Source organism: Moraxella nasicaprae (genome assembly GCF_025643275.1).
GTDB classification, from domain to species: domain Bacteria; phylum Pseudomonadota; class Gammaproteobacteria; order Pseudomonadales; family Moraxellaceae; genus Moraxella; species Moraxella nasicaprae.
Genome location: NZ_CP089977.1, coordinates 1,553,264 through 1,578,879 on the forward strand (window position 1 = coordinate 1,553,264; position 25,616 = coordinate 1,578,879).

Annotated in this window: 24 protein-coding genes and 1 pseudogene; 17 read left to right on the forward strand and 8 right to left on the reverse strand. The window is 42.2% G+C overall.

Annotated elements, in window-relative coordinates; all coding sequences use genetic code 11:
• Nucleotides 1–105: 105 nt before the first annotated feature.
• Entirely contained in the window at nt 106–1,578 is a 1,473-nt protein-coding gene (guaB, locus tag LU297_RS07230; RefSeq protein WP_263075866.1) for an IMP dehydrogenase, read from the forward strand.
• A gap of 153 nt (nt 1,579–1,731) precedes the next feature.
• On the opposite strand, the gene LU297_RS07235 is transcribed toward guaB, so the two are convergent.
• Nucleotides 1,732–2,397, reverse strand: a complete 666-nt coding sequence (locus LU297_RS07235) for a YcxB family protein (RefSeq protein ID WP_263075867.1) — start codon at nt 2,395–2,397, stop codon at nt 1,732–1,734.
• A gap of 232 nt (nt 2,398–2,629) precedes the next feature.
• Between LU297_RS07235 and serS the strand changes: the two genes are divergently transcribed.
• The 10 genes and pseudogenes from serS (at nt 2,630) to LU297_RS07285 (ending at nt 12,746) form a co-directional block, all read left to right on the forward strand.
• The gene (serS, locus tag LU297_RS07240; RefSeq protein WP_263075868.1) at nt 2,630–3,898 is read left to right on the forward strand and encodes a serine--tRNA ligase; all 1,269 of its coding nucleotides are present in this window, start codon (nt 2,630–2,632) and stop codon (nt 3,896–3,898) included.
• Between the two features lie 32 nt (nt 3,899–3,930).
• On the forward strand, nt 3,931–5,919 hold the full coding sequence (tkt, locus tag LU297_RS07245) for a transketolase (protein ID WP_263075869.1): 1,989 nt from the start codon (nt 3,931–3,933) through the stop codon (nt 5,917–5,919).
• A gap of 225 nt (nt 5,920–6,144) precedes the next feature.
• On the forward strand, nt 6,145–7,254 hold the full coding sequence (locus LU297_RS07250) for an S-(hydroxymethyl)glutathione dehydrogenase/class III alcohol dehydrogenase (protein ID WP_263077360.1): 1,110 nt from the start codon (nt 6,145–6,147) through the stop codon (nt 7,252–7,254).
• A 108-nt stretch (nt 7,255–7,362) separates the two neighbouring features.
• Nucleotides 7,363–8,157, forward strand: a complete 795-nt coding sequence (locus LU297_RS07255; protein WP_263075870.1) for a PhzF family phenazine biosynthesis protein — start codon at nt 7,363–7,365, stop codon at nt 8,155–8,157.
• A 30-nt stretch (nt 8,158–8,187) separates the two neighbouring features.
• Nucleotides 8,188–9,030: an S-formylglutathione hydrolase gene (gene fghA / locus LU297_RS07260; protein WP_263075871.1), complete on the forward strand. Its 843-nt coding sequence runs from the start codon at nt 8,188–8,190 to the stop codon at nt 9,028–9,030.
• Nucleotides 9,031–9,172: 142 nt separating this feature from the next.
• Nucleotides 9,173–10,231 (forward strand): annotated as a pseudogene (locus LU297_RS07265) (NAD(P)-dependent alcohol dehydrogenase).
• A gap of 159 nt (nt 10,232–10,390) precedes the next feature.
• Nucleotides 10,391–11,236 carry a DEAD/DEAH box helicase family protein gene (locus LU297_RS07270; protein WP_263075872.1) on the forward strand — a complete coding sequence of 282 codons (846 nt, stop codon included), beginning with the start codon at nt 10,391–10,393 and terminating at the stop codon, nt 11,234–11,236.
• Nucleotides 11,237–11,290: 54 nt separating this feature from the next.
• Entirely contained in the window at nt 11,291–11,542 is a 252-nt protein-coding gene (locus LU297_RS07275) for a hypothetical protein (protein ID WP_263075873.1), read from the forward strand.
• Nucleotides 11,543–11,609: 67 nt separating this feature from the next.
• Complete coding sequence (locus tag LU297_RS07280) at nt 11,610–12,053, forward strand: ATP-binding domain-containing protein (RefSeq protein ID WP_263077361.1); 444 nt, start codon at nt 11,610–11,612, stop codon at nt 12,051–12,053.
• A 12-nt stretch (nt 12,054–12,065) separates the two neighbouring features.
• Entirely contained in the window at nt 12,066–12,746 is a 681-nt protein-coding gene (locus LU297_RS07285) for an STM2766 family helicase-associated protein (protein ID WP_263075874.1), read from the forward strand.
• 244 nt (nt 12,747–12,990) lie between these two features.
• Here the strand turns inward: LU297_RS07285 and LU297_RS07290 are convergent, their stop codons facing one another.
• Both LU297_RS07290 and LU297_RS07295 read right to left on the reverse strand, forming a co-directional pair.
• On the reverse strand, nt 12,991–13,947 hold the full coding sequence (locus LU297_RS07290; protein WP_263075875.1) for a GlxA family transcriptional regulator: 957 nt from the start codon (nt 13,945–13,947) through the stop codon (nt 12,991–12,993).
• A complete protein-coding gene (locus LU297_RS07295) occupies nt 13,944–14,831 on the reverse strand; it encodes a WG repeat-containing protein (RefSeq protein WP_263075877.1) in 888 nt (295 codons plus the stop codon). The genes LU297_RS07290 and LU297_RS07295 overlap by 4 nt, the downstream gene beginning before the upstream one ends.
• A 166-nt stretch (nt 14,832–14,997) precedes the next feature.
• On the opposite strand from LU297_RS07295, the gene LU297_RS07300 reads away from it, so the two are divergent.
• Together LU297_RS07300 and LU297_RS07305 are read left to right on the forward strand one after the other, a co-directional pair.
• Nucleotides 14,998–15,747: an MBL fold metallo-hydrolase gene (locus LU297_RS07300; RefSeq protein WP_263077362.1), complete on the forward strand. Its 750-nt coding sequence runs from the start codon at nt 14,998–15,000 to the stop codon at nt 15,745–15,747.
• 24 nt (nt 15,748–15,771) lie between these two features.
• The gene (locus tag LU297_RS07305) at nt 15,772–16,272 is read left to right on the forward strand and encodes an isochorismatase family protein (RefSeq protein WP_263075878.1); all 501 of its coding nucleotides are present in this window, start codon (nt 15,772–15,774) and stop codon (nt 16,270–16,272) included.
• A gap of 81 nt (nt 16,273–16,353) precedes the next feature.
• Here LU297_RS07305 and LU297_RS07310 read toward each other — a convergent pair whose 3' ends face one another.
• Complete coding sequence (locus tag LU297_RS07310) at nt 16,354–16,791, reverse strand: MarR family winged helix-turn-helix transcriptional regulator (RefSeq protein WP_263075879.1); 438 nt, start codon at nt 16,789–16,791, stop codon at nt 16,354–16,356.
• Between the two features lie 148 nt (nt 16,792–16,939).
• Here LU297_RS07310 and LU297_RS07315 point away from each other — a divergent pair, with 148 nt between their 5' ends.
• Both LU297_RS07315 and LU297_RS07320 read left to right on the forward strand, forming a co-directional pair.
• Complete coding sequence (locus tag LU297_RS07315) at nt 16,940–17,389, forward strand: hypothetical protein (RefSeq protein WP_263075880.1); 450 nt, start codon at nt 16,940–16,942, stop codon at nt 17,387–17,389.
• Nucleotides 17,390–17,418: 29 nt separating this feature from the next.
• The gene (locus LU297_RS07320; RefSeq protein ID WP_263075881.1) at nt 17,419–17,814 is read left to right on the forward strand and encodes an antibiotic biosynthesis monooxygenase family protein; all 396 of its coding nucleotides are present in this window, start codon (nt 17,419–17,421) and stop codon (nt 17,812–17,814) included.
• Between the two features lie 85 nt (nt 17,815–17,899).
• On the opposite strand, the gene LU297_RS07325 is transcribed toward LU297_RS07320, so the two are convergent.
• Genes LU297_RS07325 through LU297_RS07340 form a run of 4 tightly spaced genes read right to left on the reverse strand, consistent with a single transcriptional unit; the run spans nt 17,900 to nt 22,634 of the window.
• Complete coding sequence (locus tag LU297_RS07325) at nt 17,900–19,327, reverse strand: ABC transporter ATP-binding protein (protein WP_263075882.1); 1,428 nt, start codon at nt 19,325–19,327, stop codon at nt 17,900–17,902.
• Nucleotides 19,324–20,124 carry an ABC transporter permease gene (locus LU297_RS07330; RefSeq protein WP_263075883.1) on the reverse strand — a complete coding sequence of 267 codons (801 nt, stop codon included), beginning with the start codon at nt 20,122–20,124 and terminating at the stop codon, nt 19,324–19,326. Before LU297_RS07330 ends, LU297_RS07325 begins: the two co-directional genes overlap by 4 nt.
• A gap of 5 nt (nt 20,125–20,129) precedes the next feature.
• On the reverse strand, nt 20,130–21,065 hold the full coding sequence (locus LU297_RS07335; RefSeq protein WP_263075884.1) for an ABC transporter permease: 936 nt from the start codon (nt 21,063–21,065) through the stop codon (nt 20,130–20,132).
• Between the two features lie 6 nt (nt 21,066–21,071).
• A complete protein-coding gene (locus LU297_RS07340) occupies nt 21,072–22,634 on the reverse strand; it encodes an ABC transporter substrate-binding protein (RefSeq protein WP_263075885.1) in 1,563 nt (520 codons plus the stop codon).
• Nucleotides 22,635–22,914: 280 nt separating this feature from the next.
• Between LU297_RS07340 and trhP the strand changes: the two genes are divergently transcribed.
• A complete protein-coding gene (trhP, locus tag LU297_RS07345) occupies nt 22,915–24,378 on the forward strand; it encodes a prephenate-dependent tRNA uridine(34) hydroxylase TrhP (RefSeq protein WP_263075886.1) in 1,464 nt (487 codons plus the stop codon).
• 3 nt (nt 24,379–24,381) lie between these two features.
• Nucleotides 24,382–25,590, forward strand: a complete 1,209-nt coding sequence (locus LU297_RS07350) for an NYN domain-containing protein (protein WP_263075887.1) — start codon at nt 24,382–24,384, stop codon at nt 25,588–25,590.
• Nucleotides 25,591–25,616: the final 26 nt, after the last annotated feature.

Here is a 25,616-nt window from a genome sequence, read left to right on the forward strand (position 1 = left end):
TTGCAAAATAAATTGCCTTATTTGTCAAATTTATGATACAATACAGCGTTATTTCATATCAGGCTTTTGTTATCCTGACAAAGGCAACCATTGAGGAAATAACCTATGCTACGCATTGCCTATGATGCTTTGACATTCGATGATGTTCTACTGCTTCCTGCCTATTCCGAAGTCCTTCCCAAAGAAACCAGTCTTACCACTCGCCTCACTACTGACATCAATCTAAATTTACCCATCATTTCAGCCGCCATGGATACCGTGACTGAATCTAAGATGGCGATTGCGATGGCTCAGCTTGGTGGTATGGGCGTCATTCACAAGAACATGGACATCGCTCATCAAGCACGCCGTGTTCGCCATGTCAAAAAATTTGAAGCAGGCACGGTTGCCGACCCCATCACGGTTACACCTGACATTACTGTTGGCGAGCTGCTTCGCATTACCCAAGAACACAAAATCAGCGGTGTGCCTGTCGTTGAAAAAGGCACAAATAAAGTTGTGGGCATTGTTACTCATCGTGATTTGCGTTTTGAAACCAATTTGAATCAGCCTGTCGCCAATGTAATGACCCCAAAAGACAAGCTGGTCACGGTCAAAGAGGGCGAAACCCAAGAACGCATCAAAGAGCTGCTCCATGCTCATCGCATCGAAAAAGTGGTGGTGATTGATGATGATTATCGCCTAAAAGGTCTGATTACGGTCAATGATTTTACCAAAGCTGAAAATAACCCCAATGCCGCCAAAGACAGCAAAGGTCGTTTGCGTGTGGGTGCGGCAGTTGGCACGGGTGCAGATACAGAGGCTCGTGTTGAGGCGTTGATTGCTGCTGATGTTGATGTGATTATCGTAGATACAGCTCATGGGCATTCTAAGGGCGTGATTGACCGTGTGGCGTGGATTAAGAAAAACTACCCAAATATTCAAGTCATTGGCGGTAATATTGCCACAGGTGATGCGGCACTTGCTTTAATGGACGCTGGTGCTAACGCTGTCAAAGTGGGTATTGGACCTGGTTCTATTTGCACCACTCGCATCATTGCAGGTATTGGTGTGCCACAAATTAGTGCCATTGACGATGTAGCCACCGCCCTAAAAGACCGTATCCCATTGATTGCTGATGGCGGTATTCGCTTCTCTGGCGACATGGCAAAAGCCATTGCCGCAGGTGCATCGTGTATCATGGTGGGCGGTCTGCTTGCAGGTACCGAAGAAGCCCCAGGCGAAGTGGAGCTATTCCAAGGTCGTTATTATAAGGCGTATCGTGGCATGGGTTCATTGGGTGCCATGAGTGGTCAAAATGGCTCATCGGACCGTTATTTCCAAGATGCCAAAGAAGGTGTTGAAAAATTAGTACCAGAAGGCATTGAAGGTCGTGTGCCTTATAAAGGCCCTGTGGCTGGTATTGTTAATCAGTTGGCAGGCGGTCTAAAATCATCAATGGGCTACACAGGCTGTCGTACCATCGAAGAGATGCGTAAGAACACCACCTTTGTCAAAGTAACATCAGCAGGCATGAAAGAATCTCATGTTCATGATGTGCAAATCACCAAAGAAGCACCAAACTATCGCCAACATTGATTTGGTGTGATGATTGACATTGTCGTCGTTATACAAAAGCCAAGCCATTTTGCTTGGCTTTTTTGTGGCTAAAATAAAGTGCATGGCTTGCTTGTGATGGACATAAAAAAATCGCCAGCTTTTGCCAGCGATTTTAAAAACTAGGATGATGGGTTAGTTGCTTAGCGGCGACTGCATCAAAGATTCTAGCCCTTTGGGTTTGATTTGGGAGAGGTGTTTGGTGATGGTGCTGATGGGCAGACCTTGTTTTTCAAGGCGTTTTGGGATAATTTGACTGCCTTTTTGACCGTTTAATTCAAACATCATGAACAAAAATTCGTCCGTTTCGTCCCAGCTGGTGACGCTATCCCAGCCAATCACACCAGACTGAGCGGTACTACGCATTTGCATACCACGCATTTGTGGCGAGTTGATGACGGAAGTGGGGGCAGGCATTGCCATGACTAAGCCGTGCGACTGCACGCCCAATGAGAGATGGTCGAGCTCTTTGGGCATTTGTGTGCTAGCGACTTGTTTTTCATATTCTTTTTTCATGTACCATTTTAGCCCCGCAGTGCGAGCCAATAGATACAAACCAACCAACACCAGCATGACCCAAAAAATGATGGTTGAGTAGCCGCTAACCAACGCCAAGCCAGCAATCGCTGCAATGACCACAGCTGCCATAATCGCCCATTCTTTGGTTTTGATGGATTTGATGGAAAAATGGCTGGCACTTTTTTCAAATAATGCCATTTGGGCGGCTTTAAACTCACTTTCGCTCATGTTCAAGGCGATGGGTTTGAGGGTGTAAGGATATAATGCGGTTGATTTGCTCATAGATAATCCGTATTCATCGGCATAAAAATCCCTTTATATTACCTATTTTGCCAACAAAAATAAACCAAAACTTGTCTTTTTGTGCAAATTTTTCCAAATTCGCCAACAATACAAGATGAAAAGCAGGACTTTTGTCAAAAAATCATTAAAAGTGGCTGAAATTTTGGCTAAAATTTGCTATGATAAGCATATTTTATTCTGTTTTAGACTGTTATTTTAGGATTTAAGATTTATGCTAGACCCAAAATTATTGCGTGGTGATTTACAAGAGCTTGCCAGCAAACTTGCCACTCGTGGCTATGATTTGGACATTGCTTTTTGGCAATCGGTGGAGGAAGAGCGTAAATCCATTCAGGTGGCGACCGAAGCATTGCAAGCCAAGAAGAATGCCGGTGCAAAACAAGTGGGCGAACTAAAACGACAAGGTTTGGATACGACCGAGTTGATGGCTCAAATGCAAGCCGTCAGCGAAGAGATGAAAGCTGCCGAAAATACCTTGCGTGAACTACAAAACACCATCAATCAAGCCGCCTTGCAAATTCCTAATTTACCTGCGGACGGCGTGCCTGTGGGCGAAGATGAAAACGACAATGTGGAAGTGCTAAAATGGGGCGAGCCACGAGTGTTTGACTTTGCCATCAAAGACCACACCGATTTGGGCGAGGACTTAGGGCTACTTGATTTTGAGTTGGCAACCAAATTGACAGGGTCACGATTTAGCGTACTTCGTGGACAGCTTGCCAAGCTAAACCGTGCCTTAGTGCAGTTCATGCTAGATACCCACACTAAGGCTGGCTACACCGAAATGTATGTGCCGTATATTGTCAATAGCGAGAGTTTGCAAGGCACAGGACAGCTGCCTAAATTTGAAGAAGACTTGTTTCGCTTGCGTGAAAAGGATTATTATCTGATTTCAACTTCTGAAATTCCTTTAACAAATACCGTCAGAGATGTGATTTTAAGTGGCGATGAACTGCCTATTAAACTTACCGCCCACACTCCTTGTTTTAGAAGTGAGGCGGGCTCGGCAGGACGAGACACCAGAGGCTTAATTCGCCAGCACCAGTTTGAAAAGGTGGAAATGGTGCAAATCGTCAAGGCTGACACTTCTATGGACGCACTAGAAGAGATGACCTTGCAGGCACAGAGTATTTTACAAGCGTTAGAGTTGCCTTATCGTGTGGTGCAGCTATGCACGGGCGACATGGGATTTAGTGCCACCAAGACTTATGACATTGAAGTATGGCTACCATCGCAAAACACCTATCGTGAGATTTCTAGCTGTTCTAACTGTGGCGATTTTCAGGCACGCCGTATGCAAGCACGCCTCAAAGATGGTAAAAAAAGTGAGCTTGTGCATACCCTAAACGGTTCTGGCTTGGCAGTGGGTCGTACCTTGCTTGCCATCATGGAAAATCATCAAAATGCCGATGGCACAATCAATATTCCAGCCGTATTGCAGCCATATATGGGCGGATTAACCGTCATCACTCATCAATAATTTTTTTATAAATACTAAAATAGGTAGCACTTATGCCAACTCCATTAAACCAAAGACACAACGCCAATGCCATTCGTATTCTTGCGATGGACGCTGTTCAGCAAGCCAACTCAGGACACCCTGGTGCTCCAATGGGCATGGCGGATATTGCCGAAGTGTTGTGGCGTGAATTTTTGAGCCATAACCCAAAAAATGCCAAATGGGCAAACCGAGACCGCTTTGTGCTATCAAATGGTCATGGCTCCATGTTGCTTTATGCACTACTGCATCTGACCGGCTATGATTTGAGCATTGACGACCTAAAATCTTTCCGCCAGCTACATTCAAAGACCGCAGGACACCCTGAGTATGGCTATGCTGATGGCGTTGAGACCACGACAGGTCCTTTGGGTCAAGGCATTGCCAATGCGGTGGGCTTTGCTTTGGCAGAAAAAACTTTGGCGGCACAATTTAACAAACCAGACAATGCCATCATCGACCACCATACCTATGTATTTTTGGGTGATGGCTGTTTGATGGAGGGTGTGTCGCACGAGGCGTGCTCACTGGCAGGCACTTTGGGATTGGGCAAACTCATCGCTTATTATGATGATAATGGTATCTCTATTGATGGCGAGGTTGAGGGTTGGTTTAGTGATGATACCGCCAAGCGTTTTGAGGCGTATGGCTGGCAGGTGCTTCATGTGGATGGACATGACCAAGACGCCATTCGTCAAGCAACCATCTTGGCAAAACAAGAAACAAATAAGCCAACGCTCATCATCTGCAAGACCATCATTGGCTTGGGTTCGCCCAACAAGCAAGGCAAAGAAGATTGTCATGGTGCACCACTTGGTCATGATGAGATTGCTTTGGTACGCCAGACTTTGGGCTGGGCGGACAGCACGCCATTTGCCATCTCTGATGAGATTTATCAGGCGTGGGACGCAACCAAACAAGGAGCAAAGCGTGAACAGGCTTGGAATGAGCAATTTGCCAAGTACAAGGCAAGCTATCCTGATTTGGCTGATGAATTGGAGCGTCGTTTGTCAGGTCGTTTGCCAGCAGATTTTGATGCGATTGCTGATGAATTTATTAAGGCGTGTCATGACAAGGGCGAGAGTATCGCCACTCGTAAAGCCAGCCAAAACGCCATCGCAGCCTTAGTGCCACATTTGCCAGAAGTCTTGGGTGGCAGTGCTGACTTGGCTGGTTCAAACTTGACACTATGGAAAGATGCCAAAGGCGTGCAAGAGCATGCTGACGGCAACTATGTGCATTATGGCGTGCGTGAATTTGGCATGACAGCGATTGCCAATGGCGTGGCATTGCACGGTGGATTCATTCCTTATACTGCTACTTTCTTGATGTTCATGGAATACGCCAGAAATGCAGTGCGTATGTCTGCTTTGATGAAACAGCAAGTCATCAATGTTTATACGCATGACAGCATTGGGCTTGGCGAAGATGGACCTACGCATCAGCCTGTGGAGCAGGTGGCAAGTTTGCGTTATACGCCAAATCACTACACTTGGCGTCCATGCGACACCGTAGAGACAGCGGTGGCGTGGAAAATTGCCCTAAAAACCAATCATGCACCAACTTCATTGATTTTGTCTCGTCAAAATTTGCCGTTCCAGCAGCGTGACGAGAGCCAAATTGCCAATATTGCCAAAGGTGGCTATGTACTTGCCAAAGAAAAAGGCGAGCTTAAAGCCATCATTATTGCCACAGGGTCAGAAGTGGAGTTGGCGATGGGGGCTTATGAAATGCTTGATGGCGTGCGTGTGGTGTCGATGCCATGTGCTGAGTTGTTTGTTCAGCAAGATGGCGACTATCGTGAAAGTGTTTTGCCAAGTGGCGTGCGTGCCAGAGTGGCGGTCGAGGCTGGCATCAGTGATTATTGGTATAAATTTGTCGGACTTGATGGCAAAGTCATTGGCATGACTTCGTTTGGCGAATCTGCTCCTGCCAAAGATTTGTTTAAACACTTTGGCTTTACGGTGGATAAAGTGGTTGCTGCCGTTCAAGAACTGATTTAATTAAGCCTCATATACCATACAAAAAAACAGCACATCAATGATGGGCTGTTTTTATTTTATCCATGTGTGTTTTGCTATCCAAAGATTGCAGTATGAGATTGACGATGTGTGATGTTCATTTATTATTTTAATTTATAACCATTCATCAAAATTCTCAATTTTCCATCATAACCTCTTTGTTTTATAATGGTAATTTTATTTTTGAATACAGTTATGACAAATACAATCAAATCCCGTGCGGCAGTAGCATTTGCCCCCAATGAACCCTTGAAAATCGTAGAAATTGATGTAGAACGCCCCAAAAAAGGCGAAGTTTTGGTCAAAATCACCCACACAGGCGTGTGCCACACCGATGCCTTTACCCTATCAGGGGCTGACCCAGAAGGCTTGTTCCCTGTGGTCTTGGGACACGAAGGGGCAGGCGTGGTGGTGGAAGTGGGCGAGGGCGTAACTTCTGTGGTGGTGGGCGACCACGTCATTCCACTTTATACGGCAGAATGTGGCGAGTGCGAATTTTGTCAATCTAACAAAAGCAATCTGTGCGTATCGGTGCGAGCAACGCAAGGGCAAGGCGTAATGCCAGACGGCACGAGCCGTTTTTCGTACGAGGGCAAGCCGATTTATCACTATATGGGCTGTTCCACTTTTAGCGAATACACGGTGGTGGCGGAGGTGTCGCTTGCCAAAATCAACCCCAAAGCCAATCCACAGGAAGTTTGCTTGCTTGGCTGTGGCGTTACCACAGGCATAGGGGCGGTGCATAATACCGCCAAAGTGCAGGCAGGTGACTCGGTGGCGGTGTTTGGCTTGGGCGGTATTGGTTTGGCGGTGATTCAAGGGGCAAAACAGGCGAACGCTGGGCGGATTTTTGCCATTGATACCAACCCTGAAAAATTTGCGTTGGCAAAAGAGTTTGGGGCGACCGATTGCCTAAACCCCAAAGATTTTGACAAGCCCATTCAGCAAATCTTAATTGAAATGACCAAATGGGGCATAGACCACACTTTTGAATGTATCGGCAATGTGGAGGTAATGCGTGCAGCATTGGAGTCGGCTCATCGTGGTTGGGGGCAGTCGGTGATTATTGGCGTGGCAGGGGCAGGACAAGAGATTAGCACTCGCCCATTTCAGCTTGTAACAGGGCGTACTTGGAAAGGCACGGCATTTGGCGGTGTCAAAGGTCGCTCGCAATTACCGCAAATGGTGGAAGATGCAATGGCTGGCAAAATTCGCCTGTCGCCTTTTGTTACGCATACAATGCCCCTTGATAAAATCAATGACGCTTTTGATTTAATGCACGAAGGCAAGTCTATTAGAAGTGTGATTCATTATTGATTTTTAAAATAAAAACTCCGTTTGAATGGGAAATTTGGGCGGTGTTTTGATTTGTGCATTCTTAAAAAATGCTATAATAACTTGATTTTTTTAAGAAAGGAAACAACAATGCCCCAGCACATTCCCCAATACACCATTGATGCCTTTACCGATACCGTTTTTAAAGGCAATCCTGCGGCGGTATGTCTGCTTGATGAATGGCTTGATGATACGGTGTTATTAAACATCGCCAAAGAAAACAACCTATCTGAAACCGCCTTTGTTGTGCCTAAAAATGATGCATTTGAACTGCGTTGGTTTACCCCAAAAGTGGAAGTCAGCCTGTGTGGACACGCCACGCTTGCTACTGCGTTTGCCCTGCATTTAGCATTAACAGATTGCCCTGACACTTTAAAATTTCACACCAGACAAAGCGGTGTTTTGACCGTACAAAAAAGCGGCAATCAGCTGTTAATGGATTTCCCTGTTTTTGCCCTACAAAAAATAGACGACATCGCCCCCATTGCTAATATTTTGGGCGTTGTGCCAAACGAAGTCTATCTAGGACGAGATTTAATGTGCGTATTTGATGATGAAAACATCGTCAAAAATTATCAGCCCAACGACAGCCAAATCGCCCAGTTGCAAGGAGCATTGTGCCACTTTACCGCCCCAAGCACCTCGCCACACTTTGACTGCGTGTCTCGCTCATTCGCCCCAAAATTGGGCATATCCGAAGACCCTGTATGCGGTTCGGCACATTGTCATATTTTCCCCTATTGGGCGGACAAATTAGGTAAAAATGAATTGGTTGGTTTGCAGGCAAGCGAACGCACAGGCGTACTGTACGGCAAAATACAAGGCGAGCGAATGCTATTGGGCGGACAGGCAGTCTTGTTTGCCAAATCAGAAATTTATATTTAAAATCAGTTAATTATATTTGAGTAAAAGGCAATGCAACACCTACAAACCCACCGCATTTTCAACGGCGAACAACAAATCTGGCAACATTTTTCAGGCAGCCTAAATTGTGAAATGAAATTTGCCATTTATCTACCCGACACCGCCAAAAACCAAAAATTGCCTGTACTCTACTGGCTATCAGGCTTAACCTGCACCGAGCAAAATTTCATCACCAAATCAGGCTATCAACGCTATGCCGATGAGCATAATGTCATCGTTGTCGCCCCTGACACATCGCCACGAGGCGAAGGCGTGGCGGACGATACGGCTTATGATTTGGGGCAGGGGGCAGGATTTTATCTGAACGCCACACAGGGTGAGTGGGCAAAACATTATCAAATGTACGATTATATTGCCAAAGAATTGCCGACTTTGATTAACCAGCATTTTCCCATCAATGGCAAACAATCCATTTTTGGGCATTCAATGGGCGGACACGGTGCTTTGACCATTGCCTTTAAAAATTTGGAGCATTATCAAAGCGTTTCGGCATTTTCGCCCATCACTGCACCGACACAAGTTGCTTGGGGACAAAAGGCATTTACCGCTTATTTGGGCGATGGCAAACAGGCGTGGGCGGATTATGACAGCGTGGCGTTATTAGAAAAACATCATCTTGCGATTAAACAAAAAAATCTACCCATTTTGATTGAACAGGGCGATAAAGATGAGTTTTTGCACACGCAATTAAAGCCAGAATTATTTTGTCAAATGGCAGATAAATTGGGCATCAATTATCAATATGATTTACAGGCAGGCTTTGACCATTCTTATTATTTTATTGCCAGTTTTATTGAAAAGCACATTGCTTTTCACGCGAAGTATTTAAAATGATTGAAAATGGGGATTTTCTCAGGCAGCCTGAACCCCCCCCAACTATCATTTTGACTGATACCTGTTTATCAAAATTCTTGATTTTTAATAATAAATCATTGGCATTATAATAGTTGCCATTTCAACCATTTAGGAACCCCAAATGACCTATCCTGTCAAATCCTATGCCGCTTTTTCGGCAACCACACCCCTTACTCCACACAGTTTTGAACGCAGAGAACTCCGTGAAGACGATGTTTTGATTGATATTTTGTACTGTGGCGTCTGCCACTCTGACTTGCATATGGCACGCAATGATTGGGGTTGGACACAACATTATCCGCTTGTACCGGGACACGAAATCATCGGTCGTGTGAGCAAGCTCGGCAAAAACGCCAACAAATTTAAAATCGGCGATTTGGTCGGTGTCGGCTGTATGGTGGACTCTTGCCGTGAATGCAGTCCTTGTTAGCACGGTTTGGAGCAGTACTGCGAAGTGGGCAACATCGGCACTTATGGCGGTATTGACCGCTTTGACGGCACACCAACACAAGGCGGTTACAGCACAGGTGTGGTGGTGAGCAAGGATTTTGTGTTAAAAGTCTCTGAAAAATTGGACACCAAAGCGGTTGCCCCTCTTTTGTGTGCAGGCATTACCACTTATTCGCCCCTGCGTCATTGGAATGTCAAAGCCGGCTCAAAAGTCGCTGTTGTCGGGCTTGGGGGACTGGGGCATATGGCGGTTAAACTTGCCAAAGCGATGGGAGCAGAAGTTACGCTTTTTACTCGCTCACTGGGCAAAGCTAATGATGCTTACCGTTTGGGGGCGAGCCGTGTGGTGCTTTCTACCGATGACAATCAGATGAAAGAAGTCGCCAACACCTTTGATTTGATTATTGACACCGTGCCATACACCCACGATTTAAAACCGTATATGCCAACTTTGACACTGGACGGCACGCTGGTGCTGGTGGGGCTGGTGGGAGAACTTAAAGAAACCATCAACACCGTGCCGATGATTATCGGTCGCCGCAGTATTTCTGCCTCTGTGATTGGCGGTATTGCCGAAACGCAAGAAATGCTGGACTTTTGTGCCGAGCATAATATTGTGCCAGATGTGGAAATGATAAAGATGCAAGACATCAATACTGCTTATGAGCGTATGCAAAAGAGTGATGTGAAATATCGCTTTGTGATTGATATGGGGAGTTTGAGGGGGTAATTTGGGGATAAGGGAAACATTGTTTTTGGGTTTGATGATTTTGTTGATGACTTTATTGAAGATATAGGGCATTTATCAAAAAAGTTTAATTACATAAAACTATTAGATCGCCCCAAAATTTGGAGAAAAAATCTTGTAGTTGAAAGATATATTGAGAATTTGTCTTTAAATGATATTATTTGTAATCCCGACTTCTTATTGGTTAATTACCAAGAAAAGAGAAATGCTAATTTACTTATCTCTTTGATTACAGGTAGTATTAATGATATTAAAGGTGTTGCATTAGATGAACCAAAAGATTTATTAGAAAATATCAAGAAGAAAATTGTCTTGTTTGATGGTCAGCAAACTAAATTTATTCATCATCCAACAAATGAGTTTATGACAAAAATACAAGGCTTGTCAGGAACGGGAAAAACTGAATTATTATTACATAAATTAATTGAATTTTATACTGAAGATAAAGAGTCTAGAATTCTATTTACTTGCCACAATAAAATTCTAGCTAAAAATTTGCAAGATAGAATCCCAAAATTTTTTAATTTTATGAAAGTGGAAGAACAAATTGAATGGAATAAAAGATTATGGTGTATGCATGCTTGGGGCTCAAGAAATGCACCACATACTGGTACACTTAGCTATATTTGTAATTTTTACAATATACCATTCCAAACCTTTTCACAAGTTGTTTCATTTGATATTGCTTGTAAGAATGCAGTTAATGAGATTAATAATAATCGGGATAATGTTAATAAGGATAAACCTTTTGATTACATCATTATTGATGAAAGTCAGGACTTTCCTGATAGTTTTTTTGAATTGTGCAAATTAGTGGCTGGGAAAAAAATTTATATTGCTGGAGATATTTTTCAAAGTATTTTCGATGATCCTAAAAAAGATGAAATAGATGCGGATTTTTTATTGAATAGATGCTATAGAACAGATCCTAGAACGCTTATGTTTAGTCATGGTTTGGGGATGAATTTATTTGAAGATGGAAAGTAATTAAGATGGCTTGATGAAAAACAATGGTACGAATGCGGTTATATTGTTCAAGATATGGAAAATGAGTATATTTTAACGCGAGAGCCTGTAAGAAGATTTGAGGATGTTGAAGATGAGAATTTAGGTGTAAAGATTGAAACAGTAACGCTTAATAATGATGTTGATAGCATAATTAAGATTATTGAAAATTTAAAAAGTAAATATGAAACAATATCACCAGATGATATTGCTATTATTATACTGCCAGAAAAACATATGGCAAATAATCTCTATGATTTGGTAAAAAATAGAATCAAAAATATATGAAAAATTTAATGGTTGGGGTTGTAATATAGCTTATGAAACAAAAGAGATTATAAAAGATCAAGTTTTTATTACAAATACCAACAATATCAAAGGTCTAGAATATCCATTTGTAATTGTTGTGTGCAATAATATTTCCAATAGTTATCTTATTAGAAATAGTCTTTATATGTCTCTTACTCGTTCATTTTTAGAATCTTATCTTGTTTCATACGACAATGATTTAGAAAAGATTAATAATCTGAAAAATAGTTTAAACTATATTAATAGCGAGAGAAAGATGAGATGTCCTATCCCTAGCAAAGAACATCAACAAGAAATACAAATAAAATTGAAAAATTATTATCAAGATTTTAATGCTATGGAGTATGCTTATGATCTATCAATGAATTTTCCAGAAAAATTTCAAAGTGTATCTTTTGGTTTAATGAAAGATCAAATTGATAATAATGGAAAAATTACTAAAGAAGACCTTGATGGGTATTTTAATGATTTAAAAAAGGTTATGAAATAATTTGGAGTATTTATGATAAACATCCAATCAAATATTGAGGATTGGTTTTATGCAAAAAACCTTAGATTTGCAATTAGAGATAAACTAGATATTTTATCAATTGTATTTTCATGTGTTGAGTATATTATCAGTCATTATGACACAAACCATAATATAAATGAGAATGGAAATGTTCTGTGTATTAAAGAATTTTCAGATTTTATAAGAATCTTCATAAAAGAAAACAGTAAGATTTATTCCATTTGCATGCCTTTTAAGGTAAAGAAAGATAAAAATCAAGATAATAAACTCGAAGTTCTTTACCAAAATAAAAATCTCAATATAATTATTAATAATCAGATTCTTTCATTATTAAAATCACTTTTCAAAAAAGAAGATCCTATTTTTTTGAAAAGAGAAATCTTAAATATGTATGAGGAAATTTATATAGCTTTGACAGATTTTTCTATAGATACTTATAATGTCTATGATATATATGAATTAATCAATTATGTTCTAGTTTTTGAATATGGTTATATTAGATATGACTATGATATAAAGAATGAAAATTGTAAAGTCCACCCTTTGCATCATTTTGATTTATCTTATTGTAACTATGCAACATATAAGTTTGGATTAAATAAAAATATATCTTTAGATAAATTCATAGATATTTTTGATTCAGAAACAGATCAACTATATATTAATTTATAGTTAAGGTTTGATATTATTTGTTTCTATCTTGTTTAAATTGTAATTGAGATTTTAATCATAGCATTATCATAACCCCACCTTTACCCCTCAATTTTCCAAAATAACCAAAACCATTTAGGACAACCAAATCCTAATGGTTTGATTTATTCATTCCGCAATGAAACCTTCATTGAAAAAACTTCTAAAATTCACCCTAGCCACTTTGGGTATATTCACCCTTATCGCAGTGATTTTGCCTGTTAAATCAACCACTCCCAAACCCCCTCCGCCACACCTGCGGACTTACCCCAAACCGCTCCTTAAACTTCTCTCGCAAATGACTGGCACTACCAAAGCCTGATTTTTGGGCAATTCTCTCAATGCTCTCATCAGAGCTTTCTAATAATTCTTGCACCACAGACAGCCGTTTGGCGGTCAGCCACTGGGTCAAGGTCATATTGGTGGCATTTTTAAAATAGCGATTAAAACTTCTTTTGGATAAATGCACTTTATCAGCCAAATCGTCCAATGTATGTGTTTTATCCAAATTATCGCTTAAAAATTGCAGTAATTCATTGATTTTACTATCTTTGGTGTGATTGACGATACTAAGCTGGCTAAACTGTGCCTGACCGCCTTCACGGTGTGGTGCAGAGACAAACAGTCGTGCCAAATCATTGGCAACACTTGCCCCATAAAGCGTACGGATAAAATACAGACAGCAGTCCATACCTGCATACGCCCCTGCGGAGGTCAAAATATTGCCATCATCAAGATAGAGTTTGTTGTTATCAAGCTTGATGTGGGGAAATTGTTGTTTAAAGGTATGTTCGCCTGCCCAATGGGTAACGACTGTTTTATCCGTCAAAATATCAGCAAAGGCAAGACCAAAAGTCCCATAGCATAAGGCAATGATTTTTTTGCCATTTTGATGGGCGGTTTGTAATTTTTGGGTAAAGGCACGGCTTGGTTTGTCGCCCACCCAACCTGCAAGGACGATGATATCGGCATTGTCCATTAAATCCAAATTGCCGTGTGGCGTGATTGTTGCCCCCAATTCTGTACGAATGGCTTTGCCATTATCGCTCACGACTTGAAAATCAAAGAGCTTTTTGCCCTGATAGGGTGCTTGAAAGACGCTAAACGGAATATTAAATACAAAATCATTACAGCCATTTTGGGCGTAGAGGGTGAGGATTGGGGGTGTATTGTGGAAAGTCATTGTTTTTTATTTAAAATTTCAAGAATTTTTTGATGGCGAATGCCTTTATCAAAATCTCGCAATTCTGTATTTTCTTTGATAATATTGCCTTGTTTGTCAATTTTAATCCATTCGCCATTTAATTTAGCGTCCGTTGTTTCACTATCTTTAAAATCGCTGATAAAATCAAAAATCATCGGAATGACAAGCTCGCCTTGATTATTGATTGCTCCCCACTTATTACCAACTCTTACGCTGGCAACGCCATTAAAAAATTTGGTTGTTTCATCATACTTAAAAGGAATTACTAATTTTCCTGTTTTATCAATAAATCCGTTTTTATTATTCATCACAACAACCGCCAAGCCCTCCCGAAAGTCTGACGCATTATCATATTGAAAATCAATGATAATTTGACCTATTTTATCCATAAAGCCAATTTTGGCATTTTGCTTAACAACCACAAATCCTTCTTTAAATTCACCAATCACTTCTATGTTATTAGGAATGTGAATGGCAATATCGCCTTGATAATTGATAAAAAAAGTTTTTCCATCTTTTTCAACCTTAGCCAAACCATCGCTAAATAAATTCGCATCATCATAAATTAAAGGAATGACAAGATTGCCAGACAAATCCACAAATCCTGATTTGTTGCCTTTTTCAGCACGTGAAAATCCTTCATAAGGACAAGAAATATAATCAAGTTTATGTTTATTTGGTGGTCGTTTGCAGGTATCGGCGTGGCTATTTTGTGAGAATAAAAAAGGTGGTAACATTGCTAAAAAATAGGAGAGTTTTTTAAGAAATGGAAATTTCATTTTGTTTCCTTGTGAAAAATATGGATTTATTATACCACCTTTCCCACCAAAATAAAATGGCAAAATCCTTGCGTTGATTGGCAATATTGCCTATTTTAGCATAAGGCAAAAACGCTTAAAATACGCACATCTTTGATTGTTTGGAATAAAAATGCTTAAAAAACTAACCCTAACCGCCCTTGCTTTATCAATGAGCGTTTCGGCTTTTGCCATTGACAGCTACTAGCATATCCGTAACGCCACCGCCAAGATTGAATATGCTGGGCAGACCTTTTTGGTTGATCCATTTTTTGCCAAAAAAGGCTCTATGGCAGGCTTTGAAGGCACATTTAACAGCCATTTACGCTCGCCTTTGGTGGAATTGCCAATGCCTGTGAGTGAGATTATCAAAGGCGTGGATGCCGTGATTGTTACCCACACCCACGAAGACCATTGGGACGAAACTGCCCAAAAAGCCATTCCAAAGCATTTGCCGATTTTTACCCAAAATGAAGACGATGCCAAACTGATTCGCTCACAAGGCTTTCAAAATGTACAAGTATTGCACGAAAAATTAACCTTTAATGGCGTAGAACTTCACAAAACAGGCGGCAGCCACGGCACGGAAGCGATGTACGCCAATCCAACCTTTGCCAAAATTTTGGGCGAGGCGATGGGTGTGGTCATCAAAAAAGACGGACACAAAACCGCCTATATCGTGGGCGATACGGTGTGGACGGCAGATGTGAATAAGGCTTTGCACAAATATCAGCCTGAATTTGTGGTAATGAACACAGGCTATGCTCGCATTAACGGCATTGCCGACAGCATTATTATGGGGACGGCAGATGTATTAAAGGCAAGCCAAATCGCCCCAAACGCCAAGCTCATCACCGTGCATATGGACACCACCAATCATAATGGAGTGAGTCGTGAAGATATGCGTAAATTTGTGATTGGCGAGAAACTTACCGATAAAGTCATCATTCCTGCTTACGGTCAAGTGATTGAATTAAAATAACTTTTAACCAAAACGGAGAAGATTATGAAAACCGCTCTTTTAATCATTGATGTACAAAACGAATACTTTACCTCAGCAGACGGCAAATTTGACCAATTTAATGTGGACAAAATCGCCCAAGAGATTGCCGATTATGCCCAAAAAGCAAGCGATAACGGACAGCTTGTCATCGGCGTTCAGCACCTGATGGCAGAGGATTATCCGTTATTTGCCAAAGGCTCGGCAGGGGCAGAGCTTCACTCGTCAATGGCAGGGATTTTGGCGGACAAGCCATTGGTACAAAAAGCCCACGCCGACAGTTTTTTAAACACCAATCTGCTTGAGATTTTAAAACAACACGGCATTGAACAAATTGACATCTGCGGGATTATGACTCAAAACTGCGTAACCCACACCGCACTATCGCCCTTTGCCAAAGATTATAAAATCCGTGTGTTATCCAACCTTTGCACCGCTCCGACTGAGTTAATCCACCAAATCGCCTTAGGGGCATTGGCAGATAGAGAGTGGATTGAGGTGGTCTAAATTTGATAACCATCAGCACCGTTTGTACATTGCAGGCGGTGTTTTTTATTAAAAAACACCTTTCATAAATTCTTAAAAACTCTATCCTTTCTGTATCATCTCTTTTTGCTTTGCCAGCACCTTATTTAACATCAGCAAAAAGGCGTGTTTCTCCTCATCATCAAGCACCGACAACGCCCCCATATTGATGTTTTGGGCGATGTGGGTGGCGGACGCTTGCAAGGCTTTGGCGTGGTCGGTCAAAAAAATCAAACGGCTTCTGGCATCTTTGGGGTTTTCACGCCGTTCAATCAGCCCGTCTCGCTCCATTCGTGCCAAAGTGTTGGCAATGGTGGCTTGGGCGACATCGGCAATCTCCACCAGTTCATTTTGGCTTAAACCGTCCGTTTCCCAAAGGCTTAACAAAATGGGAAATTGGGCAGGGCTAATCCCCAAAGGCTTTAAACCTTCGTGTAGCAAAATGGCAAATTGGCGGGCAATGTGGTTCATCAAATAGCCAGCAGATTGTAAGCGTTTCATAAAATCTCTTTATTTATCAAATGAGTAACAAAAAATTTTATCAACCTTAAAAATATAGCTTGCTATTTAAAAACATAGCGTGCTATACTGTTTTCAGTTTGATAGCTTTCTATCTATTTTAACAAATATCCCCCACAAGGAAAAGATGATGAACCGTGAAATGTTAAGAAAAATCCATTTAATCGCCAGTCGCACCGCTTTTTTGTGCATTTTTGGCTTTTGGACAAGTACGCTGATAAGCGAGCTGTTTTTGTCGCAAATGGCGGTGGTGGCGGTCAAAAATGCCATTAGTTATGGCGTATTTGTGCTGATTATCGCAATGGCACTGACTGGGGCGACTGGCTTTAAAATGGGCGGTAAAGCCAAACACCCAAACATCGTCGCCAAGAAAAAACGAATGCCGTTTATCGCTGTGAATGGTTTGCTGATTTTGCTGCCTTGTGCCTTTTATTTGTGCCACAAGGCGAATTTGGGGCAATTTGATGGCGTGTTTTATGGCATACAGGCGGTGGAACTTGTGGCAGGGTTTGTCAATTTGGTGCTGATGGGCTTGTCTATGAAAGACGGTATGAACATTAGAAAACCAAAACAATCTTAATTTTATTTTTTTAACCAACGGAGTTTTTTATGAAATCTTTAAAAAAATGTGTTGCCGTGATTGGCACTTTGGCAATGGCAGGGGTGCTTAGTGCCTGTCAAATGGCGGGCAAAAGCCCCCAAAATCCGCCCAATAGTGTGGTGCTGATTAACGCTTTTGAAGTGCCAAAAGGCAAAGAAGCCGAAGCGTTGGCATCTTGGCAAAAATCGGCAGATTTTTTGAAAGCCCAAGACGGCTACATCAGCACCCGTTTGCACCAAAACCTTGACCCCAATGGAAAATTTCATTTGGTAAATGTGGCGGTATGGCGTTCGGCAGAGGATTTTCGGCGAGCAACCGCCAAAATGCGTGAAACAATGCCTGACAATCAGGTAGAAGGCGTGAAATTTACGCCCAGCTTGTTTAGAGTGATTAGAAGTGATTGATTTTTAAAGTAAAACACCGCTTGGAGCAATTCAAGCGGTGTTTTTTTGTTGGTGTGATGAATCAAGGTGTTTGAGTGTTATTTTGTCATTGGGGTAGATAGTTTGATAAATCTATCACTTGACTGCAATAAAATTTAACCAAATCATGGTCATGGCTGACGATGAGTAAGGCACAACCATTGGCACGACATTGCTCGACCAATAAATCCATTGTCTGCTGCTGAGTGATGGGGTCGAGTCGTGAAGTGGACTCATCAGCAAATAGGAGCATGGGATTGAGCAGCAAAGCTCGCACGATGGCGAGGCGTTGCAATTCGCCACCAGAGACGCTGTCCGCCTTGCGGTCTAGCAGGTTGGCATCAAGTTTTAGAGCATTCATCAATGGCATCAGGCGACTTTTATCCACTTGGTGGCGATTCATCACATCATCAAACAAGGTGCGAAGTGGCAAATGTGCTGCAAAGGCGGTCGGTGGGTCTTGGTACAGTTTGAGCAGCTGTTCTCGTTTTGGTTGCTGATGCCAGATGATGTCGCCTGCTTTTGGTGTGATGAGTTTGCATAGCACATCGCCAAGCGTGCTTTTGCCAATACCACTTGCCCCAATGATACCAATAATGTCGCCAGCGTTAATTTGCAAGGATAGATTGTCAAATAACACTCTATCGCCATAAGAGACGGTCAGCTGATGAAGACTGACCAAAGGCGTGCTGGGGGTATGGGTTGCTTGGGAGGTGATTTTGGTGTGCCAGCGACTTGGTGCGGCATCAATGAGTGCTTGGGCGTATTCGGAGGCTGGCTTAGCCAGTAGGGTTTTGGCATCGCCTTGTTCTAATAGCTGACCTTTTTTCATGACCATGATGGTTGCGTTGGGCGTGTTGGATAGGGCGGTTGCCACTTCGATGTCATGCGTGATGGTCAGCAAAGTACCACCGTCCAACACAATCTGACGCAACAGATCAATGACGATTTGGCGGTTGTGATTATCCAGACCCTTAGTCGGCTCGTCAGCGATGAATATTTTGGCACCGCCAGCCATCGCCATGGCAAATGCACCACGCTGTGCCATGCCACCTGACAGTTGGTGCAGATAGTGCTGGTCAAAGTTGCTCAGTCCAAGCGTGTGTAGCAGGCGAGTAGTGTTGTCCTTGGCAAGATGTTTGGGTTGGTGAGCAACCAAATAATGGCTTTCAAACACTTGTCCAAACAAGGCCATCGTTGGGTCTAGGCTACGAGTGGGTTCTTGGGCGAGCATTGCCATCGTGCTACCCCATAGCGTTTGTAATTGTTTGGTGCTGGCGATTTTGTCCAAATAAAAAATCTTACCTTGGGCGTGCAGACCCTCTGGTAATGCTCCCATGATGGCTTGGGCAAGTAGGCTTTTACCAGAGCCTGTCTCTCCCAAGATGGTCAGGGCCTCTCCTTGATGTAGGGTTAGGCTGATGGGTTCGACCAGTGTTTGTCCCAAGTGTGTTTGGACGCAAAGCTGGTCTAGGCAGATGATGGGTGTGGTCATTTGGCTTGTCCTGATAATAATTGAAAGCTAAGCACCAATAGGCAAGTGGCAATGATTGGCTGTATAAAAATCAGCGGTGCTTCATAATAATGAGGAAATAGCTCGGTCATCATCAACCCAAGCTCAGCGGTTGGCGGACGAAGTCCTACATTGATAAAACCAAGCGTTGCCAATGCAAGCACTGCATTACCTGCACCATAAGCGGCAAGCGGCAGTAGCATTGGCAGGATTTTTGGTAGGTAGTGGCGTCTGATGCGATAAAGCAATCCAAAGTCCATCAAGTATGATGCTTCGACTTCTTTACTTTGGCTCAGGCTGAGTGAAATGGCTCGTGCCATCTTAAAAAATTCTACCCACATGACCAAAGCAATGCCCAAATACAACGCCCAAAATGAGTTTGGGGCGATGGCGGCAAATAACAAGATGAATAATAAGCCTGGCAATGCCATCACAATATCGCAAATAAGATTAAACACTTTGTCATACACGCCACCAAGGCTGGCAATGATGCCACATAATAATCCAAAAAACAGCGATACACTCACACTCATCAATGCCATGCCAAATGACAAACGAATGGCGGCAGCGATGCGAGAGAGCATATCTCGCCCAAAATGATCTGTGCCAAACCAATGAGTTTGATTGGGATTTTGTAGTAGGTTATTTAGATTTTGGGTGGCATTATCCATTGGATAATACCAAGGTTGCAAATAGGCAAAACCAACCAGAATAATCAAAATCAGCAGTCCAATACATTGAGTGCCAGACAAAGTGCGAAATCCAAGAAGATGTTTCATTGGTATTACCTATGTTCGATGCGTGGGTCAATCAAGGCGTTCATCATATCCACGCACAGATTGAGTAAAACAAACAGCACACCCATCACCAACGCTGTACCCTGAACAATGGGAATGTCTCTGGCGATGATGGCGTGCACTAAGGCATGCCCAGAACCAGGCCAAGCAAAGAGACTTTCGACAATCACCACGCCCTCAATGAGATAGATGAGCTGCACAGAATAATAGGCGATGATGGGAATGGCGACATTACGAAGCCCATGACGCCAAAAGGTCTGCCAGTTGGATAGACCTTTTAGCTTGGCGTACTGATAATACTCGGTATTGGCGATGGCAACCATGGCGTTGCGAGAGACTCTGACCGACACGACAATCAGACCGATTGCTAAGGTTAAGGCAGGCAAGATAAAGTGTTGCCAAGTGCCATAGCCTGCTGCTGGTAGCCATTTTAATTGTACCGAAAATAGCGTGATTAGCCCAATACCAATGATGAACACTGGCAGGCAGCGAATGATGACGCTTAGCAATAAGCTGATACGATCGCAAGCCCCGTTCGGCTTTTGGGCAAGCCATAGCCCTAGCGGTGGGGCGATGATGATGGCAATGGCAAGTGCCACTAAGGCAAGATTTAAAGTGTAGCCAAACTGATGAGAAATCTCAGTCCAGACCGCCTCACCACTGACCAAAGAATTACCTAGATTTAGTTGAAACAAATCAACAAACCAGTCAAGATAAGCCTGCCACCAAGAACCATCTAAGCCAAGCTCATGGCGTACCAGCTCGGCAGCAGCAGCGTTGGTTTGGTCATAGCCGTAGCGACTGGCGGCGATACGATACGCCATGTCGCCAGGTAGGCTGTAAGTCAGCACAAAGGTAAGCGTACCTACCGACCAAATGACCAAACCTAGCTGAATCAGGCGTTTGAGCAACATTTGTCCCATTGGGTATCACCATGATAATTCATTGAGTCGAAAACTACGCTCAAAAGCGTCTAATTGTAAACCGCTTAGTTTGTTATTGGCAGCGGCGTTTTGTTGATAGTACACCACAGGCGTGATGGGTTGTTCATCGTAGATGATTTGGGCGATTTGTTTTTGTAGCTCGCTGGTATTGCTTGCACCATCATTGATTTGATTTAGGGCATCATTAAGCGTTTGGTTGTGCCAATTCATCACACCCCAGTCGCTGCCATTAGGAGCAAAGTCCTCCATCAATGCACCCAACGGGTCGGGAATTAGACCGTAATTGCGAGCATAGAGTGCCATTTGTAGCGTGCCATTTTGGTGCGATGCTGGAATGTCTGAGAAGTTACCAATCGCCACCTCAACATCAATGCCCAGCTTGGCAAATTGAGCTTGTAAGGCGGTGGCAACAATCGGTAATTCTGGACGGTCAGAGAATGTTTTTAGGGTGAATGCGATAGTTTTACCGTCTTTACCAAGCAGTTTGCCGTTGCTATCTTTTTGATAACCTAACTTTGCCAATTCTTGTTGCAAAGCATCATAATCTGGCGTGCTATTTGGTGCATTGATTTGCCAATCAGTAAAAATCGGTGGCAAAATTTGATTTGCCATACCGCCATCGATTTTTAGCACTTGTTCGCTGATGCCTTGACGGTCGATGGCACGACTAAGGATTTGGCGGAACTTGACATCATCAAAAGGCGGCAATTTGGCATTAACCTTATATTGAATGGTGCGAGCGATGGATTTGCTGACAATGTTCAAATTTTGGTCAGCTTGCAGGCGTGACAGACTGGCAGCATCTAGGTTAAACACCAGATAGTCAGGTTTGCTTTGTGCCAGCAATGCACGAGACTCGCTGCGACTATTGGCAAGATAGGTGATGTGTTTGATGCTGGCTTTTTTGCCCCAGTAATTGTCAAACGCCTCTTGCTCAATCTTTTGAGGCGGTTCGATTTTGGTGACTTGATAAGCTCCTGTGCCAATCACTTTGACAACCTCTTCTTTATCATTATACGAGCTGGGTGCCAAGATGATGGCGGTAGCGTGTGCCAAAAATGCAGGAAAAGATAGGTTGGGCTTGGATAGGGTAAATTTGACTTGCTTATCGTCAATTGCTTGAATTTGATGGATATAAGCCTGCTGCAATGCAGAAGGTTTTTTTAGGGCGATGGTAAGGCTTTTGACCACCGCATCAGCCGTCAAGGGACTGCCATCATGAAACAGCACGCCATCACGCAATTTGACCGTCCATTCGGTCATTGTCGGGTTGCTTTGCCATTGGGTTGCCAGTCCTGCCGTCAGTTTGGCATCATCATCTGCATCAACCAATGTTTCAGCGATGTTTAGTCGTTGAAACACAAAACCAGAAGTGCTAGGGTCGTTATTGGTGATTTCCCAAGGGGTAACAATCGTCAATCCCTGCGATGATGTCGGGGTGTCGTTATTGGTCGTGGCAGACGAAGCGTCTGATTTTGGTCGGTTGAGCAATGTTACAAACAGACCGATAATGGCAATGATGACCACCAAAGGGGCAAATTTTTTCATAAAAGACAACCTTTTGTTTGGTAATTTTATAATATTATAACCAATTTTTTGGCAATGATTCATTTATTTTTTTGATATATGATAATATTATTTATTTTTTTAAATATACGAACCATCATTTTTGACATCACATTGTCCATTGTGACTGATGTTATGTTGGACAATGGGCGATGTTGATTGGGAAAATTAAATCCTAGTATTAAGCTAGGAATTGGCTATTTTTGTCAATATTTGCTATAATGCTGGGTAATTTTATCCATTGATTATAGAAGCCAAACTTATGACAAGCCAAATCAAAAAACCCGAACTTTTATGCCCTGCTGGTACCTTTAAAAATATGCAATACGCCTTTGCTTATGGGGCGGATGCTGTTTATGCTGGGCAAGCCAGATATTCTTTGCGTGTACGAAACAACGATTTTGACGAAGAGAATTTACGAAAAGGCATTGAATACGCCCATTCGCTTGGCAAGCAGTTTTATGTCGTGGTGAATATTCAAGCCCACAACGCCAAATTAAAAACCTTTATTGAAGACATTCGTCCTGTCATTGAAATGAAGCCCGATGCCCTGATTATGTCGGACGCTGGCATGATTATGATGGTGCGAGAGCATTTTCCAGAGCAGGTCATTCATTTATCCGTACAGGCGAACGCTGTAAACTGGGCAACGGTGAAATTTTGGAAACAAATGGGCGTGTCTCGTGTCATTGTTAGCCGTGAATTATCCTTAAAAGAAATTGAGCAGATTATTGCCGAAGTGCCTGATATGGAAATTGAAGTGTTTGTCCATGGGGCTTTGTGTATGGCGTATTCGGGGCGTTGTTTGTTATCGGGTTATATTAATAAACGAGACGCCAATCAAGGCACTTGTACCAATGCTTGCCGTTGGTCGTACAACACTTATAAAGCGGTAGAAAATGAAACAGGCGATATTGTCCCTGTAATGCAAAATAATAATCAAAACACAATTTCTAATGCCGAAATTTTTATTCCAAATCAAAATGAAAATAGCATTGCCAATGTTAATTTAAATCAGCCAACTGTCAATTTAAATGGCGATGTGATAATGGGCGATGATTATGTCCAAAAGCCGTCCGATGAAGTGGTGCTGATTGAAGAACAAGGTCGTAAGGGAGAACTTATGGCAATGTATGAAGATGAGCACGGCACTTATATTATGAATTCAAAAGATTTAAGGGCGGTGGAATTAGTCCCAGATTTAACAAAAATGGGCGTGCATTCCTTAAAAATTGAAGGACGCACCAAATCGCATTATTATGTCGCTCGCACCGCCCAAGTCTATCGCCGTGCCATTGATGACGCTTATGACGGCAAGCCATTTGACACAAGCTTGATTACCGCTTTGGACGGTCTTGCCAATCGTGGCTATACCGAAGGCTTTTTAAGACGGCATATTCATTCGGATTATCAAAATTATGAATACGGCTCATCAAAAACCGACCATCAGCAATTTGTGGCGGAAGTGGCGGAAATTAGCGATGACAAATTAACTTTGACCGTCAAAAATAAATTAAGCGTGGGCGATGAAATTGAAATTATGACCCCACAAGGCAATTTGATTTATACCCTTGATAAACTTTGGGACAAAAAAGGCAATGAAATAGAATCGGCACTCGGTTCTGGTTGGATTTGCCAAATTAATAATCCTTTTAAAGAAATGGACAAAGAAGTGTTAAAATTTGCCCTTGTGATGAAAAAGGTAGATGAGCCGATTTTTACTTGATGTATGAATAAAAGAAAAATTGCGGTACTTATTGATATCACTCAGATTGGTCACCGCCACATCCCCAGTATTTTAAAACAGGCTTGCCAATTTGGTGAGCCTATTACCGTTCGTGCCTATGGCGTATGGACGGCTGAAAATATCATTCCTTGGCACAAAGTCGCACAAGAATATGACATCGAACTGATTGATAACAGCATTGCAACCGACAAAGACACAACAGTGTTAACGCTAACCATCGATGCTTTGGAAGATTATTACAACCAAGTTGATGGATTCATTTTATGCATTCATCACCCAAAATACATACCGCTAATTGAATTTTTAAATAAAAAGCAAATTTTTCATCAAGTGGTTTGTGCTGAAAATAATATGGAAGCTCTTTCGGTTGCTACCAAAAATATCAAAAACATAGAAACAGATCTGGATAAAAAACCGATTGTAGATTACAATGTGTTATCACAAGCCATTGAGCAGTCTGCTGATGTATTAGGCTGGGCAGATGTAGACAAAATTATTAAAGTTTTAAAATTATCCATTCCTCATATTCGCCAAAAACAGATTGTAATAAGCTGCCAATCTTGTGCGGATTTTGAAGTGCACAAAACCAAGCAAAATGTTTGGATTCGAAAACAACACTCCCCCAAATCTATTGTTTATGACATTAATGCGATTATCCATATTCTGCAATGCATTAAATTACTTATAAAAATGGGTGAAATGCTATGGCTTGAAAATATAGCCACTCTACTAAGTTACTACCAATGCGTCCATCCACAAAATTATTCTTGCGAAAGCTATTTGGAATTATTATTGGAGTTGCCATTCTTAACGAAGCGAATTTCTGACGGCAAGATTATTTTTGAATACAAGAAATCAGCGAATTACCAGCAAACTTTTTCTGAGCTATTTTTAGCTGGGCAAACGGTACAGGTCTTGGAAATTGTGGATTTAAATAAGTTACCTAAAATCTCAGGTCTTAGAACCTTAGATGGCACCCATGGAAAGTGGCTAAGAGGGTTTGTACGGCAATTTATCATTCCTAGTACACAAAGAGCATCTTACGATATTTTATACCGAGCTTTGACTGAATACCCAGATATTGACAGTGCAGATTTTGGACATAGAAGATGGCTTGGTGTCTTTCAAAGTAGTCATTTATTTGATGTCGTTGAAAAAGAACAAATTTGGATTGGCTTGACAGATGATTAACACAGCCTCACAATACACGCCAAAAT

Coding starts and splice junctions, on each gene's coding strand:
- LU297_RS07310 (WP_263075879.1), bottom strand. CDS start 16,791: ATGAAACGCTTACAATCTGCTGGCTATTTGATGAACCACATTGCCCGC.
- LU297_RS07335 (WP_263075884.1), bottom strand. CDS start 21,065: ATGGGACAAATGTTGCTCAAACGCCTGATTCAGCTAGGTTTGGTCATT.
- LU297_RS07255 (WP_263075870.1), top strand. CDS start 7,363: ATGCCCCAGCACATTCCCCAATACACCATTGATGCCTTTACCGATACC.
- fghA (WP_263075871.1), top strand. CDS start 8,188: ATGCAACACCTACAAACCCACCGCATTTTCAACGGCGAACAACAAATC.
- LU297_RS07285 (WP_263075874.1), top strand. CDS start 12,066: ATGATAAACATCCAATCAAATATTGAGGATTGGTTTTATGCAAAAAAC.
- LU297_RS07290 (WP_263075875.1), bottom strand. CDS start 13,947: ATGACTTTCCACAATACACCCCCAATCCTCACCCTCTACGCCCAAAAT.
- LU297_RS07330 (WP_263075883.1), bottom strand. CDS start 20,124: ATGAAACATCTTCTTGGATTTCGCACTTTGTCTGGCACTCAATGTATT.
- LU297_RS07305 (WP_263075878.1), top strand. CDS start 15,772: ATGAAAACCGCTCTTTTAATCATTGATGTACAAAACGAATACTTTACC.
- LU297_RS07350 (WP_263075887.1), top strand. CDS start 24,382: ATGAATAAAAGAAAAATTGCGGTACTTATTGATATCACTCAGATTGGT.
- guaB (WP_263075866.1), top strand. CDS start 106: ATGCTACGCATTGCCTATGATGCTTTGACATTCGATGATGTTCTACTG.
- LU297_RS07340 (WP_263075885.1), bottom strand. CDS start 22,634: ATGAAAAAATTTGCCCCTTTGGTGGTCATCATTGCCATTATCGGTCTG.
- LU297_RS07320 (WP_263075881.1), top strand. CDS start 17,419: ATGAAATCTTTAAAAAAATGTGTTGCCGTGATTGGCACTTTGGCAATG.
- serS (WP_263075868.1), top strand. CDS start 2,630: ATGCTAGACCCAAAATTATTGCGTGGTGATTTACAAGAGCTTGCCAGC.
- LU297_RS07325 (WP_263075882.1), bottom strand. CDS start 19,327: ATGACCACACCCATCATCTGCCTAGACCAGCTTTGCGTCCAAACACAC.
- tkt (WP_263075869.1), top strand. CDS start 3,931: ATGCCAACTCCATTAAACCAAAGACACAACGCCAATGCCATTCGTATT.
- LU297_RS07315 (WP_263075880.1), top strand. CDS start 16,940: ATGAACCGTGAAATGTTAAGAAAAATCCATTTAATCGCCAGTCGCACC.
- trhP (WP_263075886.1), top strand. CDS start 22,915: ATGACAAGCCAAATCAAAAAACCCGAACTTTTATGCCCTGCTGGTACC.
- LU297_RS07275 (WP_263075873.1), top strand. CDS start 11,291: ATGGAAAATGAGTATATTTTAACGCGAGAGCCTGTAAGAAGATTTGAG.
- LU297_RS07235 (WP_263075867.1), bottom strand. CDS start 2,397: ATGAGCAAATCAACCGCATTATATCCTTACACCCTCAAACCCATCGCC.